General features: G+C 69.1%; 19 protein-coding genes. 16 read left to right on the top strand and 3 right to left on the bottom strand.

Going from position 1 to position 17904, the window contains the following annotated elements; genetic code table 11:
• Positions 1-74 precede the first annotated feature (74 nt).
• The 8 genes from folE (at position 75) to P9849_RS00545 (ending at position 6652) form a co-directional block, all read left to right on the top strand.
• Positions 75-635, top strand: coding sequence for a GTP cyclohydrolase I FolE (gene folE, locus P9849_RS00510; RefSeq protein WP_107003884.1), 561 nt, complete (start codon positions 75-77; stop codon positions 633-635).
• Between the two features lie 7 nt (positions 636-642).
• Positions 643-1548 carry a dihydropteroate synthase gene (gene folP / locus P9849_RS00515; protein ID WP_278267805.1) on the top strand — a complete coding sequence of 302 codons (906 nt, stop codon included), beginning with the start codon at positions 643-645 and terminating at the stop codon, positions 1546-1548.
• A 38-nt stretch (positions 1549-1586) separates the two neighbouring features.
• Entirely contained in the window at positions 1587-1976 is a 390-nt protein-coding gene (gene folB, locus P9849_RS00520; RefSeq protein ID WP_278269185.1) for a dihydroneopterin aldolase, read from the top strand.
• Positions 1973-2467 (top strand): 2-amino-4-hydroxy-6-hydroxymethyldihydropteridine diphosphokinase, encoded by a 495-nt coding sequence (folK, locus tag P9849_RS00525; protein WP_278267806.1) that lies wholly within the window; start codon positions 1973-1975, stop codon positions 2465-2467. The genes folB and folK overlap by 4 nt, the downstream gene beginning before the upstream one ends.
• 11 nt (positions 2468-2478) lie before the next feature.
• Complete coding sequence (locus P9849_RS00530) at positions 2479-2964, top strand: DUF3180 domain-containing protein (RefSeq protein WP_278267807.1); 486 nt, start codon at positions 2479-2481, stop codon at positions 2962-2964.
• Entirely contained in the window at positions 2957-3928 is a 972-nt protein-coding gene (locus P9849_RS00535; protein WP_278269186.1) for a DUF2520 domain-containing protein, read from the top strand. The genes P9849_RS00530 and P9849_RS00535 overlap by 8 nt, the downstream gene beginning before the upstream one ends.
• Before the next feature lie 68 nt (positions 3929-3996).
• Positions 3997-4875: a pantoate--beta-alanine ligase gene (panC, locus tag P9849_RS00540; RefSeq protein WP_278267808.1), complete on the top strand. Its 879-nt coding sequence runs from the start codon at positions 3997-3999 to the stop codon at positions 4873-4875.
• Between the two features lie 277 nt (positions 4876-5152).
• Positions 5153-6652 carry an MDR family MFS transporter gene (locus P9849_RS00545; protein ID WP_278267809.1) on the top strand — a complete coding sequence of 500 codons (1500 nt, stop codon included), beginning with the start codon at positions 5153-5155 and terminating at the stop codon, positions 6650-6652.
• Between the two features lie 90 nt (positions 6653-6742).
• On the opposite strand, the gene P9849_RS00550 is transcribed toward P9849_RS00545, so the two are convergent.
• Positions 6743-7576, bottom strand: a complete 834-nt coding sequence (locus P9849_RS00550) for an alpha/beta hydrolase (protein ID WP_278267810.1) — start codon at positions 7574-7576, stop codon at positions 6743-6745.
• Positions 7577-7618: 42 nt separating this feature from the next.
• Positions 7619-8578: an alpha/beta hydrolase gene (locus P9849_RS00555; RefSeq protein WP_278267811.1), complete on the bottom strand. Its 960-nt coding sequence runs from the start codon at positions 8576-8578 to the stop codon at positions 7619-7621.
• 109 nt (positions 8579-8687) lie between these two features.
• Here P9849_RS00555 and lysS point away from each other — a divergent pair, with 109 nt between their 5' ends.
• The 8 genes from lysS (at position 8688) to dhaM (ending at position 16819) form a co-directional block, all read left to right on the top strand.
• Positions 8688-10145 carry a lysine--tRNA ligase gene (lysS, locus tag P9849_RS00560; protein WP_278269188.1) on the top strand — a complete coding sequence of 486 codons (1458 nt, stop codon included), beginning with the start codon at positions 8688-8690 and terminating at the stop codon, positions 10143-10145.
• Between the two features lies 1 nt (position 10146).
• A complete protein-coding gene (locus tag P9849_RS00565; protein ID WP_278267812.1) occupies positions 10147-10338 on the top strand; it encodes a hypothetical protein in 192 nt (63 codons plus the stop codon).
• A gap of 109 nt (positions 10339-10447) precedes the next feature.
• A complete protein-coding gene (locus P9849_RS00570) occupies positions 10448-10771 on the top strand; it encodes an Lsr2 family protein (protein ID WP_066213296.1) in 324 nt (107 codons plus the stop codon).
• Between the two features lie 165 nt (positions 10772-10936).
• Positions 10937-13474: an ATP-dependent Clp protease ATP-binding subunit gene (locus P9849_RS00575; protein ID WP_278267813.1), complete on the top strand. Its 2538-nt coding sequence runs from the start codon at positions 10937-10939 to the stop codon at positions 13472-13474.
• 149 nt (positions 13475-13623) lie between these two features.
• A complete protein-coding gene (locus P9849_RS00580) occupies positions 13624-14136 on the top strand; it encodes an amino-acid N-acetyltransferase (protein ID WP_278267814.1) in 513 nt (170 codons plus the stop codon).
• Between the two features lie 106 nt (positions 14137-14242).
• Positions 14243-15244, top strand: coding sequence for a dihydroxyacetone kinase subunit DhaK (gene dhaK / locus P9849_RS00585; RefSeq protein ID WP_278267815.1), 1002 nt, complete (start codon positions 14243-14245; stop codon positions 15242-15244).
• A gap of 2 nt (positions 15245-15246) precedes the next feature.
• Positions 15247-15885, top strand: coding sequence for a dihydroxyacetone kinase subunit DhaL (gene dhaL / locus P9849_RS00590; RefSeq protein ID WP_278267816.1), 639 nt, complete (start codon positions 15247-15249; stop codon positions 15883-15885).
• A 211-nt stretch (positions 15886-16096) separates the two neighbouring features.
• Positions 16097-16819, top strand: coding sequence for a dihydroxyacetone kinase phosphoryl donor subunit DhaM (gene dhaM, locus P9849_RS00595; protein WP_278267817.1), 723 nt, complete (start codon positions 16097-16099; stop codon positions 16817-16819).
• Between the two features lie 84 nt (positions 16820-16903).
• Here dhaM and P9849_RS00600 read toward each other — a convergent pair whose 3' ends face one another.
• A complete protein-coding gene (locus tag P9849_RS00600) occupies positions 16904-17896 on the bottom strand; it encodes an A/G-specific adenine glycosylase (RefSeq protein ID WP_278267818.1) in 993 nt (330 codons plus the stop codon).
• Between the last annotated feature and the right edge of the window lie 8 nt (positions 17897-17904).

The following is a 17904-nucleotide window of genomic DNA, read 5'->3' on the forward strand; positions in this document are numbered from 1 at the left end:
AGGATGCTTAGGTGACTCACATCGACGACGACGTCCCCAGCACTGCCTCGGACGCCGCCTCAGCGGACGGCCCCATGGACCTGCCGCGCATCGAGGCGGCGGTCCGGGAGATCCTGATCGCCGTGGGGGAGGACCCGGACCGTTCCGGCCTGGCCGACACCCCCGCCCGGGTGGCGCGTGCCTACGCCGAGATGTTCTCGGGCATCCACCAGGACCCGGGTTCGGTCCTCCAGACCATGTTCGACATGGACCACGAGGAACTCGTGCTGGTCAAGGACATCCCGTTCTACTCGACCTGTGAACATCACCTGGTCCCGTTCCACGGCGTCGCGCATGTGGGATACATCCCCTCGCACGACGGCATGGTGACGGGACTGAGCAAGCTGGCGCGCCTCGTGGACATCATCGCCCGCAGGCCGCAGGTGCAGGAACGGCTCACCACGCAGATCGTGGAAGCCCTCGTCACCCACCTCAAGCCGCGCGGTGCCATCGCCGTCGTGGAATGCGAACACATGTGCATGTCGATGCGGGGCATCCGCAAGCCCGGCGCCAAGACCGTCACCAGCGCGGTCCGCGGGCAGCTGCACGACCCAGCCACACGAGCTGAAGCCATGAGCCTGATACTCGGAAGGTAAATACCCTATGGACTCGCTTGCCGCAGCACCGGGAACCGGCCCGGCCACCAATCCTTTGCCCGTGATCCGGAAAGCCAAAGCAGCAGCCCGATTCGAAGACCTCCCCCAGGACCGCACGCTGGTCATGGGTGTGCTGAACGTGACGCCGGATTCCTTCAGCGACGGGGGGCAGCACACGAGCGCGGATTCCGCGATCGCGCACGGCCTCCGCATGTTCTACGGCGGAGCCGACATCCTCGACGTCGGGGGCGAATCCACCCGTCCGGGGGCCGAGCCGGTGAGCCCGGAGGAGGAGCAGCGCCGCGTGCTGCCCGTGGTCGCGGCACTGGTGAAGGCCGGGGCCCTGGTCAGCATCGACACGGTCAACGCCTCCACGGCCGCGGCCGCGCTGGACGCCGGCGCCGCGATCGTCAACGACGTCTCCGGCCAGCGGGTCAGTGACGAGATGATCCAGCTCGTGGCCTCGCGCCGCGTGCCGTACATCCTCACCCACTCCCGGGGCGACTCGCAGACCATGGATTCCCTCGCCGACTACACGGACGTCGTGTCCGAGGTGGTCGCCGAGCTCGAGGAGCTGCGCGCCCGCTTCCGGAGCGCCGGTCACGCCGACGAGCGCCTCATCCTCGATCCCGGCCTCGGCTTCGCCAAGCAGGGCGAGCAGAACTGGGAGCTCCTCCGCGGCCTGGGCCGTCTCCAGGACCTGGGTCACCGCGTCCTCGTGGGCGCGTCCCGCAAGCGCTTCCTCGGTGAGCTGCTCACCTCGGCCGGTAAGGCCGCCGCTCCCGTGGAGCGCGACGCCGCCACGCTGGCCATCACCGCCCTCTCCGCCGGGCAGGGCGCCTGGGCCGTCCGCGTGCACGACGTCGGCCCCAACGTGGACGCGGTGAAGGTCGCCGCGCGCTGGGCGGCGTGAGCGGCGTGAGCGTGGCGGGGGACGGCGGCGTCCGCACGCTGGACCGGATCGAACTCCGCGGCGTCACCGCCACCGGCTACCACGGGGTCTTCGACTTCGAGCGCCGCGAGGGCCAGCCGTTCGTGGTGGACCTGGTCATGCACCGGGACTTCCGCCGTGCGGCCGAGACCGACGACGTCGAGGACACGGCCCACTACGGACTCGTGGCGGAAGCCGTGACGGCCGTGATCGAGGGACCGGCCGTGAACCTCATCGAGAAGCTGGCCGTCCTGATCGCCCGCGCCGTCCTGGCGGGCTTCGATGTGGAGTCCGTCGAGGTCACGGTGCACAAGCCCAAGGCGCCCATCGAGGTGCCGTTCGGGGACGTCGCCGTCGTGGTGTCCCGTTCCCGTGCCGATTTCCCCGGACTCGAAGGAGGTTCCGCATGAGCCGCACCCGAGCCATCCTGGCCCTCGGAAGCAACCTCGGCGAGCGGCAGGGCACCCTGTCCGCCGCCGTCGCCGATCTGGTGAATCACCCGGCGGTGCACCTGGTGGACATCTCGCCGGTCATCCAGACCAAGGCCGTGGGCGGTCCCGAGGACCAGCCCGACTACCTGAACATGGTCCTGGCGGTCGACACCGAGCTCGAACCGCTGGACCTCCTGGCCCACTGCCAGGCCGTGGAGCAGATGCATCACCGCGTGCGCGAGGTCCGCTGGGGGCCGCGCACACTGGATGTCGACGTGATCGTCTTCGGCGACGTCCAGAGCGACGATCCCGTCCTGACCCTGCCGCACCCGCGCGCCGCCGAGCGCGCGTTCGTCCTGGTCCCGTGGGCCGCGATGGACCCCGAGGCCATCCTGAACGGCGCCCCGGTCCGTGAGCTGGCCGTCGCCGCGGCCGACTACCCCGACGTCGACGAGTACGACGAGTACTGATCATGCGCCTGATGCGACCCGCTCAGCTCGCCGGGCTGGCCCTCGCCTTCCTGGTGGTGGGGCTCCTGGTCTCGATGATCGTGCAGCGGTACGGTCTGCCGGTGCCGCTGCTCCCGCTCGCCGCGGTGTTCAGCATGCTCGCGATCGCGCTGCTGACGTTCCTCCTGGGCTGGAGGGTGCACCGCTGGAAGACCGCCAAGGTCAAGAAGCAGCTCGACCCGATCCTGGCCGCCCGGACGCTGATCCTGGCGCAGGCCGGGGCGTACGCGGGGACCGTGCTGTTCGGCTGGCATGTGGGCATCCTGCTGGAGCAGCTGCAGTTCCTGCAGTACTCCAGCGCCGTGGACCATGTCATCACGGCCGCCGTCATGGCGGGCGGCGGGGTGGTCATGCTGGTGGTGGGCCTGATCGTCGAGCGCTTCTGCCGGATCCCTCCGGAGGACGACGGCGGCGCGGACGGTGGCAAGGACAAGGGGACTGAGGGTGAGTATGCCTGAGCCGGTGAACGGCCCGGCGTCGACCGGCGCCGGGGGCGGCAGCTCGCGCGCCGGACGCCTGCGCGTCGGAGTGATCGGCGCCGGGAAGGTCGGCGCGGTGCTCGGAGCCGCCCTGCGCTCGGCGGAACACCAGGTCTCCGGGGTGGCGGCGGTGTCCGAGGCGAGCCGGGAGCGGGCCGAGAACCTGCTGCCGGGCGTCCCGGTGCTGGAACCGGGCGAGATCGTCGCCGGGAGTGACCTGGTCCTCCTGGCCGTGCCGGACGACGTGCTCGGCGAGCTGGTCTCGGGCCTGGCGTCCCTCGGGGCGTGGCGGCCGGGACAGCTCGTGGCGCACACCTCAGGCCGCTTCGGCGTCGGCGTGCTGGATCCGGTCCGTGCGGCCGGTGCCATCCCGCTGGCCATCCACCCGGCCATGGCCTTCACCGGACTGAGTCTGGACCTCGGCCGTCTCCAGGACTGTGTCTTCGGGGTGAGCGCCGATCCGGCCATGCTCCCGATCGCCCAGGCGCTCGTGATCGAGATGGGCGGCGAGCCCGTGGTCATCCCCGAGGAGCAGCGCGTGCTGTATCACGCGGCCCTCGCGCACGGCTCCAATCACCTCGTCACCCTGGCCTCCCAGGCGGCGCAGGTGCTCCGGGAGATCGGCGTCGCCGACCCGGAGCGCCTGCTCGGACCGTTGCTCCGCGCGTCGCTGGACAACGCCCTGGCGTCGGGGGAGTCCGCGCTCACCGGACCGGTGTCGCGCGGCGACGCCGGCACCGTGTCCTCCCATCGTGAGGCGCTGACCGGCCGCGATCGTCTGCTGCGAAACGCCCCGGGCCGCGGTGAGGATCAGGACGCGGTCCCGGGCGACGATATCCTGGACTCCTACCTCTCCATGGCCCGTGCCACTCTTCAGCGCGCCGTCCGCCAGGACCGTCTCCGGGCGGATCAGGCCGCGGCGCTGGGTGACGTCCTGGGCTGAGGGGAGCCCGCAGCACGTCACATCCCTGATCCGGGCCTGCGCCGGAGCAGGCTGAAGAAGAGGTCCTCATGAGCATCGAACTGGTCACCACCAAGGCCGCACTCCGTGCCCGCCTGGCGGAGGCGGCGGCGTCGGGGGTCTCCTCGGCCGGGTTCGTGCCCACCATGGGCGCCCTGCACCAGGGCCATGCCACGCTCGCGCGCCAGGCGGCCCGGGAGAACGATTTCGCCCTCGTCAGCATCTTCGTGAACCCGCTGCAGTTCGGCGAAGCCGTGGACCTGGAGCGCTACCCGCGCACTCTCGACGCCGACCTCGCCCTGCTGGAGGAGGCCGGCGTGCAGCTCGTCTTCGCCCCCGAGGTGGAGGAGATGTATCCCCTGGGGGAGCCGGGCGTCCGGGTGACGGCGGGTCCGCTCGGCGGCAAGTGGGAGGGGGCCTCCCGCCCCGGCCACTTCGACGGCGCGCTCACCGTGGTGTCGAAGCTCCTGCACCTGGCGCACGCGCCGGTGCCGGTGAACCGGGCGTATTTCGGCCAGAAGGACGCGCAGCAGCTCGCCCTGGTGCAGCAGATGGTCGCCGATCTCGATTTCGACGTGCGGATCGTGCCCGTGCCCATCGTCCGGGACGCTGACGGGCTGGCCCTGTCCTCCCGCAACCGCTTCCTGTCGCCCGAGCAGCGCGAATCCGCTCTGGTGCTCTCGCGGGCGCTGCGGCTCCTGGAGACCCGGGCCGCCGCCCACGAGCCCCTCGACCTCGAGTCCGCCGCCGACCTGGTGCGGTCCGCGCCCGGCGTCGAGCTCGATTACTTCGAGGTGGTGGACCCGCGCACGCTCGAGCCCCTGGCGGAGAATTGCGAATTCACCCCGTTCAGGGGTGACGCTCTGGCCATCATTGCGGCTAAGCTTGGTTCTGTGCGTCTGATCGATAACACACCGCTTTCTGCCTAGGCGAGACCCAGCCTTCCTCCCGGAGTCCTCTGTCAGGGACTCCCTGGAAATGCTCGGAGTGCGCCATGCGGTGTGCCGGCTTTAGTGGCCCGGCTTCGCCGTGCCCTGATCGCCGTTTCCGCTATCCCTCCCGCTCGGAAGAGCTCTGGTGCCAGGCCTGTCCTGTCCCCTCTCCCGTCCGGGAAACCACCGTTGCCGGTCCCGCAGCCCGTCGTTCTCCGACGCCGGCGGTCCGGCGGCATCTCGCTCCCCTTTGATTCACTCGCAAGGACGTGACATGACCTCCGACATCAAGAACCCTTCCGGCGGGCCGCTCGACGCGCCCGCCGCGTACGACTCGCCGCTCGAGGCCACCCTGACCGCACCCGAGCCGGGTGCGCCGGAGAAGCTCTCCCGCGAAGTCGTCGTGATCATCAGCGTCCTCCTGGTCTCCACGTTCACGGTCTTCCTGAACGAGACCATTATGAACGTGGCCCTGCCGCGCCTCATGACCGCGCTGGACGTCTCCGAGAGCACGGTCCAGTGGCTCTCCACCGGCTTCATGCTGACCATGGCCGTGGTCATCCCGACCACGGGCTTCATCCTGGAACGGCTCCGCACGCGGCAGGCGTACTTCCTGGCGATGGGGCTGTTCACCCTGGGCACCGTGATCGCCGCGGTCGCCCCGGGCTTCGGGGTGCTGCTGCTCGGCCGCGTGGTGCAGGCCACCGGCACGGCCATCATGATGCCGCTGCTCATGACCACCATCCTGACCCTGGTCCCGATGAACAAGCGCGGCATGGTGATGGGCAACATCACCATCGCGATGTCGGTGGCGCCGGCACTCGGCCCGACCGTGTCCGGGCTGATCCTGGAGCACTTCGAGTGGCGCTTCATGTTCATCTTCGTGCTGCCGGTGGCCATCGTGGCACTGCTGGTCGGCGCGAAGTACCTGGTGAACGTCGGTGAGCCGGGCCAGCAGCGTCTGGACATGCTCTCCGTCCTCCTGACCATCCCGGCGTTCGGCGGCGTGGTCTACGGCCTGAGTCAGATCGGCGGCGGCCACGGTGGTCAGGCGGGTCCCGGTTCCGGCGCCGTCGTGGCGCTGGCCGTGGGCGTGGTCTCCCTGGCTCTGTTCGTCTGGCGTCAGCTGGTCCTCCAGCGGACCGGCGCTCCGCTCCTGGACCTGCGGGCGTTCAACCACCGGATGTTCACGGTCTCCGTGCTGCTCCTGGTGGTGGCCATGGTCGCCCTGTTCGGCACCGTGATCCTGCTCCCGCTGTTCCTGCAGAAGGTGCTGGGCGCGGAACCCCTGGTGACCGGTCTGGTGATGCTGCCCGGCGGCCTGGCGATGGGACTTTCCGGTCCCTTCATCGGCCGCCTGTACGACAAGATCGGCCCGCGCCCGCTGACGGTGACCGGCTCGGCCCTCATGGTGCTGTGCCTGTGGCAGTTCGCCATGATGAACGCGTCGACGCCGATCTGGTACGTCACGGTCATCCAGACGGTGCTCAACTTCTCGCTGGCGCTGCTGTTCACCCCGGCGTTCACCAACGGCCTGAACCCGCTGCCGCCGCAGCTGTACTCGCACGGCTCCGCCATTCTGGGCACGCTCCAGCAGGTGGCCGGCGCTGCCGGCACGGCTCTGCTCGTGGCGCTGTTCGCGGCGGGGACCGCCCTCCACGGTGATCTGCTGGACGGCACGCGGATCGCGTTCCTGACGGCGGCCGGCGTGGCGGTGTTCGCCGTCGTGCTCTCCGCCATGATGCGCAGGACGGAAGGCGCCGGTCACCACTGACCGCGGCCTGCCGCAGGCGTGACGCAGAACCGGCCGTGTCCCCTCAGCTGAGGGGACGCGGCCGGTCCGTTCAACTCGTCGAGCAGGGAGTCAGCCCGCGAAGAACTCCGCGAGCGGCTCGATCAGGCGGGCGGGGGCGCGGTTCACGCCGTCGTGGCCGAGACCGGGGATCACGCTGTACGCGGAGCCGGACAGGACCTCGTGCAGGCGGCCGCATGCGACCCCGAAGTACGCGGGGCTCTTCTCGCCGACCATGATGAGCGTCTCGAGCGGCAGTTCCAGGAACGGCTCGGCGGACATGTCGGCGGCGATCATGGCCTTGATCTCGCGGACGCCGTTGGGGAGCTGTTCGCGCATCTCCTTGCCGAAGCCGGTGGTGGCGGTCAGCTTGTTGCCGAGCGTCAGCATGTGCAGCGGCATGCGGGACAGGGCGCCGTGCGGTTCCAGGCCCCGCATCACGATCGCGAGGGCCTTCTCGGTGTCACCGGCGGCGCGGGCGGCCTCGTACTCGCCGATCCACGGCGCCTGGACGCTGCCGTCGATCGAGACGGCCGGGTCGTAGACGGCCAGGTGATCCACGGGGATGCTGCGGGCCGCATGCAGCACGAGGGCGCCGCCGAAGCTGTGGCCGAAGAGGTCGCGCGTGCCGGTGTGCTCGAGCACGGCCTTCAGATCCTCGACGTCCTGCTCGAGCGAGTAGGAGTCGGTCTGCGGGGTCGACTTGCCCTGGCCACGGCGGTTGAGCACGTGGACCGGCCGCTTCAGCGCCTCGGAGAGGGCCTTGGCGAATTTGGCGTAGTCGGCGGCGGTGACCAGCGATCCGATCACCACGACGACGCCCGGTCCCGCGGCGTCCTCGCCCCCGGCGTAGGTGTTCAGTTCCAGCTCGGCACCGTCAGAGGTGCGCACCAACTCACGCTTCATGACAAGAGCCTAGCGGAGCAGTCTGGACGAGTCATGAACCCGTCAGGCGGCGGCGTCCGCCGTCCCCCGCTGCGCCGGCTTCCGCTTCCGTCCGCGGTGCTGTTCCTCGCGGGCGCCGTGGACGTGGAACTGGGCGAGGGCGGTGACGAGACGCTTGCCGACGGCCGGGACGGACCCGTGGACGCAGCGCGGCACCTGGCGCAGCGGACCCGGCACGGAGCCGTGGAGGAGACGTGCCGTCTGCTTGAAGTACTCGGGGCTGCGGGCGCCGTAGAAGATGCAGCACTCCTGCGCGATGCCGGCGAAATCCTCGGCGTGGGCCTCCTCTTCCAGGGCCGCTTTCAGCTCCCCGACGGAGGCGGGCATGAGCTCCGCGAACAGCTTGTTGGCCTTGGTCCGGCCGAGTGCCCCGAAGAGCAGGCCGAGGATCGGTTCGGGCGCCCGGGAGAGGGCGGTGCCCGGCAGCATGCCCCGCCGCATGCGCGCCATGGCGCGGGGGACGTCGCCGTCGTTCACCGCCTGGGAGAAGGCCGGCAGCCAGTCCACGGGGGTGCTGCCGTCGATGTTGACGGCCGGGTCATAGACGGAGAGGCGGGAGACGCCGAGCCCGGAGCCGCTGTGCCGTGCGGCGTTGAGCACCACGGCGCCTCCCAGCGAGTGTCCCAGCACGTGCTTCGCCCCGGTGTGCCGCAGCACCGCCTCCAGATCGGCGATCTCCAGATCCATGCCGTACTCGGGGCCCTGCTCGGAGGACTGGCCGTGTCCCCGGCGGTCGTAGATGTGGACGGACCAGCTGCGGCCGTCGTCCTCGGATTCGAGGGCGGTCACGAAGGCCTGCGCGAAAGGGCGGTAGAGCGCCGCGGTGAGGAACACCCCGCCGACGACGACGAGGCTCCGGTCCGCGTCCGACTCGCCATAACTGTCCATCGCCAACTCCGCCCCGTCCCCGGCACGGACGATGGATTCGGTGCGGGGAACTTCCAGGACCTTCCGGAACTTCACGACCCCATGCTAGCGTCCAGGTGGGCAGGCTCTGCGTCACGTAAACTAGGGGACTGTGACTGCTGAAAACCCCACCCCCCATTCCGAGGCCTCCGACGCGAACGAGCAGATGCGGGTTCGCCAGGAAAAGCGCCAGAAGCTGCTCGAGCTCGGCATGGAGGCGTACCCGGTGGGGGTGGAGCGCACTCACTCGCTGGGCGAGATCCGCGAGAAGTACGCCCACCTGGTGGCCGATGAGACCACCGGCGACGTCGTGGGCGTCACCGGCCGCGTGGTGTTCGTGCGCAACACCGGCAAGCTCTGCTTCGCCACCCTCCAGGACGGCAACGGCGTCCGCCTCCAGGCCATGCTGAGCCTGGCCGTGGTGGGCGAGGAGGCCCTCTCCCAGTGGAAGTCCCTCGTGGACCTGGGGGATCACGTCTTCATCAAGGGCGAGGTCATCTCCTCCCGCCGCGGTGAGCTGTCGATCATGGCCGAGTCCTGGCGGATGGCCTCCAAGGCCCTGCGCCCGCTGCCCGTGCTGCACGCCGGCCTGAACGAGGAGACCCGCGTCCGTCAGCGGTACGTCGACCTCCTGGTCCGCGACGAGGCGCGCCAGATGGTCTACACCCGCGCGTCGATCACGCGGTCCATCCGCGAGACGCTCAACCGCCACGGCTACGTGGAGGTGGAGACCCCGATCCTCAACCTGGTCCACGGCGGCGCCTCTGCCCGTCCGTTCGAGACGCACCTCAACGCCTTCGACCAGAAGATGACCCTGCGCATCGCCACGGAGCTGTATTTGAAGCGCGCCGTGGTCGGCGGAATCGAACGCGTCTATGACATGGGACGCGTCTTCCGGAATGAAGGTGTCGATTCCACGCACAGCCCGGAATTCACCACCCTGGAATGCTATGAGGCCTGGGCGGATCAATTCGTCATGGCCGAACGGATGAAAGAGATCATCCTGGACGCCGCCGATGCAATTGGCGCCGGCCGGGTGATCCAGACGGAGGCCGGCGAAATCGACCTCGGTGGGGAATGGGCGTGGCTCGGTGTGTATCCGGGTCTCTCCAGCGCCGTCGGTCAGGAAATCACCCCGGACACCACGGAAGATGAACTGCGCGCTATCGCCGAAAAGCACGGCGTGAAGATCGACCCCGCATGGGGTGCGGAAAAACTCGTGGTGGAGCTTTTCGGGGAGATCGTGGAACCGACTCTGCTGAATCCGACTTTCGTCTACGATTACCCGCCCTCTGCCCAGCCCCTGGCCCGTCCGCACCGCGAGGACGGCCGGCTGATCGAGGCCTGGGATCTGATCATCGGCGGCATGGAACGCGGCACCGCGTTCTCCGAATTGATCGACCCCGTCATTCAGCGTGAGCGCCTGACGGAGCAGTCCCGTCTGGCCGCGGCCGGCGACGTCGAGGCCATGCAGCTGGACGAGGACTTCCTCCGCGCCCTCGAATACGGCGCCCCGCCCATGGGCGGCATCGGTCTCGGCGTGGACCGCCTGGTGATGCTTTTCACGGGAGCCGGAATCCGCGAGACGATTCTCTTCCCCCTGCTCAAGCCAGAGGCGAACTGATATGGAATACATCGCCGTTCTTCTCCCGTCCCTCGTGGTCGGTCTGCTGTTCTGGTTCGCGATCCGCGCATTGCTGAATGCGGACCGTTCCGAGCGTGAGGCCCTGGCCAAGGCGGAAGAAGAGTGGGACGCCAAGGCAAAGAATAACGACGGTGAATCAGGTGCTTCTGCGAATAATTCGGGTACTGACTAATCCGGATTATTGACTCGGTGAAACGATTCGGACATACTCTAGTGCGGGGGCGCAGCCAATACGGGTCGTAAGACCTGCTTAAACCACCACACGATGGGAGCCATACTCCATGGCACAGCGAGTCAAAATCATTCTTGTCGACGACGTCGACGGCGGCGTAGCCGATGAAACCATCCGCTTCGGGCTGGATGGAAACAACTATGAGATTGATCTCTCCGCTGAAAATGCTCAGAAGTTCCGGGGCGCTTTTGAGGAATACATCACCGTCGCCCGCCGGGTGACCAGCACCACCCGCACTCCGAAGCGCGCCGCGGCGAAGGGTCAGGACACCGCCCAGATCCGCAAGTGGGCTCAGGAGAACGGCTACAAGGTCAGCTCCCGCGGCCGCGTGCACGCCGACATCATCGAGGCGTACCACAAGGCCAACAGCTGATTTCAGGAGAGCTACGGTTTCGCGGCCGGTCCGGACTTCCCAGTCCCGGGCCGGCCGTTTCCGTGTCCGCGCAAGACGGGTGATTCCCCCTCTGGCGAACACGCCCCACAAGCCGCTGGTCCGCACGTAGCATCTAATTACGTCGTATCTGAGGAGTGTGGCGAAATGTTTGAGAGATTCACGGACAGAGCTCGCCGGGTAGTCGTCCTTGCACAGGAAGAAGCCCGGCTGCTCAACCACAATTACATCGGGACCGAGCACATCCTGCTGGGCCTTATCCACGAGGGTGACGGCATCGCCGCGAAAGCGCTCGAGTCCCTGGGAATCTCGCTTGACGGCGTCCGCGAGCAGGTCCAGGAGATCATCGGCCAGGGCCAGCAGGCGCCGTCGGGTCACATTCCCTTCACCCCGCGTGCCAAGAAGGTCCTGGAGCTGTCTCTGCGTGAGGCCCTCCAGCTCGGCCACAACTACATCGGCACCGAGCACATCCTGCTGGGCCTCATCCGCGAGGGTGAAGGCGTCGCCGCGCAGGTGCTGGTCAAGCTGGGTGCGGACCTCTCCAAGGTCCGCCAGCAGGTCAACCAGCTCCTGACGGGTTACCAGGGTGGCAAGGAGACCGCCGGCGCCGGCGTGGGTTCGGGCCAGCAGGAAGGCACCCCGGCCGGTTCCGTGGTGCTGGACCAGTTCGGCCGCAACCTGACCCAGGCCGCGCGGGAGAACAAGCTCGATCCGGTGATCGGCCGCGAGCACGAGATGGAACGCGTCATGCAGGTCCTCTCGCGCCGCACCAAGAACAACCCGGTGCTGATCGGTGAGCCCGGCGTCGGCAAGACCGCCGTCGTCGAGGGTCTCGCCCAGGCGATCGTCCGCGGAGACGTGCCGGAGACCATCAAGAACAAGCAGCTCTACACCCTGGACCTCGGGTCCCTGGTGGCGGGCTCGCGGTACCGCGGTGATTTCGAGGAGCGCCTGAAGAAGGTCCTCAAGGAGATCCGCACCCGTGGCGACATCATCCTGTTCATCGACGAGATCCACACCCTGGTGGGTGCGGGCGCCGCCGAGGGCGCGATCGACGCCGCCTCGATCCTGAAGCCGATGCTGGCCCGTGGTGAACTCCAGACCATCGGCGCCACCACGCTGGACGAGTACCGCAAGCACATCGAGAAGGACGCCGCACTCGAGCGCCGCTTCCAGCCCATCCAGGTCGCGGAGCCGAGCGTGGATCACGCCGTCCAGATCCTGAAGGGCCTGCGCGACCGCTACGAGGCGCACCACCGCGTGAGCATCACCGACGGCGCTCTCGAGGCCGCCGCCACGCTCGCGCAGCGCTACATCTCGGACCGCTTCCTGCCGGACAAGGCCATCGACCTGATCGACGAGGCCGGAGCCCGTCTGCGCATCCGCCGCATGACGCCTCCCGCTGAGCTGAAGGAGATGGACGTCGCCATCGAGGCGGTCAAGCGGGAGAAGGAATCCGCGATCGACGCTCAGGACTTCGAGGGCGCCGCGGCACTGCGTGACCGTGAGCAGAAGCTCGTGACCGAGCGTCACGAGAAGGAAGAAGCCTGGCGCAACGGCGGTCCGGATGAGATCGCCGAGGTGGATGAGGAACTCATCGCCGAAGTGCTGGCCAACTCCACGGGCATCCCGGTCTTCAAGCTGACGCAGGAGGAGTCCAGTCGTCTGCTCAAGATGGAGGACGAGCTGCACAAGCGTGTGGTCGGCCAGGACGACGCCATCAAGGCGCTGTCCCAGGCCATCCGCCGCACCCGTGCAGGCCTCAAGGATCCGAAGCGCCCGGGTGGCTCGTTCATCTTCGCCGGCCCCACCGGCGTCGGCAAGACCGAGCTGGCCAAGGCTCTCGCGGAGTTCCTGTTCGGTGACGAGGACGCCCTCATCACGCTGGACATGTCCGAGTACTCGGAGAAGCACACCGTGTCGCGGCTCTTCGGAGCGCCTCCCGGATACGTGGGCTACGAAGAGGGCGGCCAGCTGACGGAGAAGGTCCGTCGCCGTCCGTTCTCCGTGGTGCTGTTCGACGAGGTGGAGAAGGCTCACGCCGATCTCTTCAACTCGCTCCTGCAGATCCTGGAGGACGGTCGCCTGACCGACTCCCAGGGCCGCGTGGTGGACTTCAAGAACACCGTGATCATCATGACCACGAACCTCGGCACCCGGGACATCTCCAAGGGCGTCATGACGGGCTTCCAGTCCGGCACGGACACCAAGACGGGCTACGACCGGATGCGGGCGCGGGTCACGGAGGAGCTCAAGCAGCACTTCCGCCCCGAGTTCCTGAACCGTGTCGATGACGTCGTGGTCTTCCCGCAGCTGACGCAGGACGAGATCATCGAGATCGTCGACCTGTTCGTCACCCGCCTGGAGAACCGTCTGAAGGACCGGGACATGGGCATCGAGCTCACGCCGGCCGCCAAGGTCCTGCTGGCCACCCGTGGCTACGACCCCGCGATGGGCGCCCGTCCGCTCCGCCGGACCATCCAGCGCGAGATCGAGGACCAGCTCAGCGAGAAGATCCTCTTCGGGGAGCTCAAGGCCGGGGACATCGTTCTGGTGGACGTCGAGGGCGAAGGCGACGAGGCGAAGTTCACCTTCGCCGGCACCGCCAAGCCCACGGTCCCGGAGCTCGCTCCGAGCACTCACGGTGACAGCAGTGCCGGGGAGCTGGGCAGCGGAGCCGCCTGAGGCCCGCAGCACCGTGTAACTGAACACCACGCATGACTGAAGGCCGACGACGGCGGGGAGACCCGCCGTCGTCGGCCTTTCGCATGTCCGGATGTCCACCCTGCGTCGCAGGTTCCGGGCACGGCCGCGTCAGCCCCTACGATGGAGGAATGCCAGCAGCCGACTTCACGCTCCGCCCCGCACGCACCTCCGACGTCCCGGGGATCAAGCGACTCGTGGCGCCGCTGGCTGAGGAGCGCATCCTCATGGCCAAGGAGACGGTCGCCTATTACGAGGGCATCCAGGAACTGCGCGTCGCCGAGTCCTCCGAGGGCGAGCTGATCGGTTGCGGCGCCCTCCACGTCATGTGGGAGGACCTCGCCGAGATCCGCACCCTCGCCGCCGCGGACAGCTGGCGGGGCAGGGGCGTGGGCCACGCCCTCGTCAAGCGCCTCCTGGACGAGGCCCGTGCTCTCGGGGTCAGCCGGGTGTTCTGCCTGACGTTCGAGGTCGATTTCTTCCAGCGCCACGGGTTCGAGGTCATGGCGGACCAGAGCGCCGTCGATCCGGCCGTCTACGCGGAGCTGCTGCGCTCCCATGACGAGGGCGTCGCCGAGTTCCTGGACCTCGCCCGGGTCAAGCCCAACACCCTGGGCAACACCCGCATGATCCGCCGTCTCTGAGCTTCACGGGCAACCCCCAGGAGGCTTCGAGCCCGTCCCTCTACCGTGCCCCGGGCACTGGTAGTAGGGTCACAATGAGGCGCTCCGAGACAAGGCAGGTAGTCCCATGAAAAAGCTCATCAATGACCCGCGCGCAGTGGTGGAGGAGGCCGTCGAAGGATTCGGCCTCGCCCACCCCGATCTGGTGACCGTGACCGCGGACCCGCTCTTCATCGCCCGCAAGGACGCGCCGGTGGCCGGCAAGGTGGGACTCGTCTCCGGAGGCGGCAGCGGGCACGAACCGCTGCACGCGGGATTCGTCGGACTCGGGATGCTGGACGCCGCCGTTCCGGGCGCCGTCTTCACCAGCCCCACCCCGGACCAGATCCTCCCGGCGACCCTCGCCGCGAACTCGGGCGCCGGCGTCGTGCAGATCGTCAAGAACTACACCGGTGACGTGCTGAACTTCGAGACCGCCGCCGAACTCGCCCAGGCCGAAGGCGTGGACGTGCGCTCGGTCCTGGTGAACGACGACGTCGCGGTCGAGGACTCGCTCTACACCGCCGGCCGCCGTGGTGTCGGCGGCACGGTGCTGGTGGAGAAGATCGCCGGCGCCGCCGCGGAGCGGGGCGACTCACTGGACGCCGTCGAGGAGATCGCCAACCGCGTCAACCGGAACGTCCGCACGATGGGCGTGGCCCTCAGCGCCTGCACCGTCCCGCACGCCGGGGTTCCGAGCTTCGACCTGGCCGAGGACGAGATCGAGATCGGCATCGGCATCCACGGCGAGCCCGGCCGGCACCGCATCCCGCTCGAGAACGCCGACGCCATCACCGCACGGCTGCTGTCCCCGGTCCTGGAGGACCTCCAGGCCGCGCCGGGACAGAAGGTCCTGCTGTTCGTGAACGGCATGGGCGGCACCCCGCAGAGCGAGCTCTACATCGTCTTCCGGGCCGCCTCCCAGATCCTCGCGGAAGCCGGCCTGGAGGTGCAGCGCAGCCTGGTGGGGAACTACATCACGGCGCTCGAAATGCAGGGCTGCTCGATCTCCGTCCTGAAGCTGGACGAGGAGATGGTGGCACTCTGGGATGCTCCCGTGCACACCGCGGCACTCCGGTGGGGGGTCTGACCATGGCGCAGACGCTCGATCTCGCCTGGGCCCTCGACTGGCTGCGCCGCTCGGGCGCCGTGCTCGCGGAGAACCGCATGGCGCTCATCGAACTGGACCGTGCCATCGGGGACGCCGATCACGGGGAGAACATGGACCGCGGATTCACGGCGGCCCTGGCCAAGCTGGAGGAGCAGCCCCCGGCGACTCCCGGGGCGGCCCTGAAGTCGGTTGCGATGTCCCTCATGTCCAAGGTGGGTGGCGCCGCCGGGCCCCTCTACGGGACGGCGTTCCTGCGTGCGGCCACGGCCCTGGGCGACGCCGAGGAACTCGATTCTGAGGCCCTCGTGGTGGCCCTGGCGGCCGCCCGCGACGGGATCGTGGCGCGAGGCAAGGCCGAACCCGGGGACAAGACCATGATCGATGCCTGGACGCCCGCCGTCGAGGCCGCTCAGGCCGCGGTGGGGGAGAGCCCCGCCGACCTCCTGGACCGTGCCGCGACCGCCGCCGAGCAGGGCGCCGCCGCCACGGAGCCGCTCGTGGCACGCAAGGGCCGTGCCAGCTATCTCGGCGAACGCAGCGCGGGGCATCGCGACCCCGGTTCCCAGTCGACGGCGCTCCTCCTCCGGGCGGCAGCGGACGCGGCGGCAGCGGTGTCCTGACCGCTCCTCGCGGGTCCGGCGTCCGTGCTCATGTCGGCCCCGGTGGGCGGCTCCGTGTGAGCTGCCGCACCGGGGGTCCGATCAGCGGACCCGGGCCGTTCCGGACGCGGTCCGGACGGTTAGAATCAACCTTGCGGCCCGCCTCAGCGCGCCGCTCCCTGGCACCCTCCGGGACCAGGTCCACCTCGCTCGTCACGCCGGAAGGGTCCCCATGACTGTCGGAATCGTCGTCGTCTCCCACAGCATCAAGATCGCGGAGGGGGCGTGTGAGCTGGCTGCTCAGATGGCGCCGTCGGTGCGTCTCGAGGCGGCCGGCGGCACCGACGACGGCGGGCTGGGCACCAGCCTGGAGAAGGTGATGTCCGCGGTCGAAGCGGCGAATTCCGGCGAGGGTGTGGTGATCCTCTGCGATCTGGGTTCGGCCGTCATGGTGGCCGAGAGCGCCGTCGAATTCCTCGGCACGCCGCAGGATGTCTCGCTGGCCGACGCCCCGCTCATCGAAGGTCTCGTCGCCGCGTCGGTCGCCGCTCAGGGCGGCGCCGGAGTGGCCGCGGTCAAGGCCGCCGCCGAGTCCGCGCTGGCACAGCAGGTCCAGGCCCGCATCGACGACAGCACCGCGCCTCCCGTGCGCCCCCGCGCCGTCGCCGAGGACGCCGACGAGTCCGTGTCCGTGGGCGGCGCGATCGTCGAGGACTTCGAGGTGCTGAACCAGCTCGGCCTGCATGCCCGCCCCGCCGCGGTGCTCGCCGGGTACCTTGGCGGCCTGGACGTGGAGGTCGACATCAACGGCGCCGACGGCCAGTCCGTCATGATGCTCATGACCCTCGCCGCGGGTCAGGGAACGGTGCTGCACGTGCGCGCGAGCGGCCCCGACGCCCGCCGTGCCATGGATTTCATCGCCGAACAGTGCCGGACCGGTTTCGGCGAGCTCTGACGGTTCTACCCATCGACTGCTCCAGAGGATGCTCTTTTTCCCTGAAATCGGCGGGAAACGACATCCTCTGGAGCAGTCGATGGTTTAAAGGGTGAGGCCCGCGGGGCTTTCCGTGGCCAGCCGGTCTTTGAGGAGGCCCGCCAGGCAGCGCTCCAGCTGATCAGCCGGAGCCTGGAGGCGGTGCAGGGCGTCGAGCTTCCGGAAGACGCCGTCCGGGCCTCCCCACGCGAGATCGACCGACGCCGCGTCCGCGTCCCAGCCTTCCGGCCGGGCCAGGAAGAGCTCACGGGGGACCGGTGCCCCGGCTTCCCGCAGGACGGCCATCATGGCGCCGCGGACCTGCCGGTCGGTCCCGTGCCAGGACTGGCCCTTCGGGGTGTACTCGGGCTCGGGGCGTCCGGCCGCGAGCCACGCGCATTCCGCGGCGACAGGGCACTCCTCGCACTTCGGGGACCTCGCGGTGCAGACCAGGGCGCCCAGCTCCATGACGGCGGCGTTCCACGTCACCGATTCGGCCCGGTCCTCGGGCAGGAGCTGCTCCGCCAGCCGGGCCTCCGCCGCCGTGAACGCCGGCGCCGGCAGGGCGGACCCGGTGAAGAGACGGGCATGGACCCTGCGGATGTTGGTGTCGACGACGCTCTCCCGGCGGCCGAACGCGAACGCGGCGATGGCCGCGGAGGTGTACGTGCCGACGCCGGGGAGCGCCTGGAGGGCTTCGCGCGTGTCCGGCACGGCGCCGTCGTGCTCTTCGACGATCGCGACGGCGGCCGCGTGCAGCCGCTGCGCACGCCGGGGGTATCCGAGGCGCCCCCAGGCGCGGACGGCTTCGGAGGCAGGCTCGGCCGCCAGAGCCGCGGGCGTCGGCCAGCGCTTCATCCAGGCCTCCCACACCGGGAGGACACGCACCACGGGAGTCTGCTGGAGCATGAACTCACTGACCATGACGCCCCACGGGCTGCATCCCCGGGAGTGAGGGAGGGCGGTCCGCCACGGGAGGTCGCGGCCGGTGGCCAGGAACCAGTCCTCGATGAGGCGGGCGGTCTTCAGCTTGATGCTGTCGCTGGGGTACGTGGTCATGGCGGAAT

It is taken from the genome of Arthrobacter sp. Y-9 (assembly GCF_029690065.1).
Lineage (GTDB): Bacteria > Actinomycetota > Actinomycetes > Actinomycetales > Micrococcaceae > Arthrobacter_E.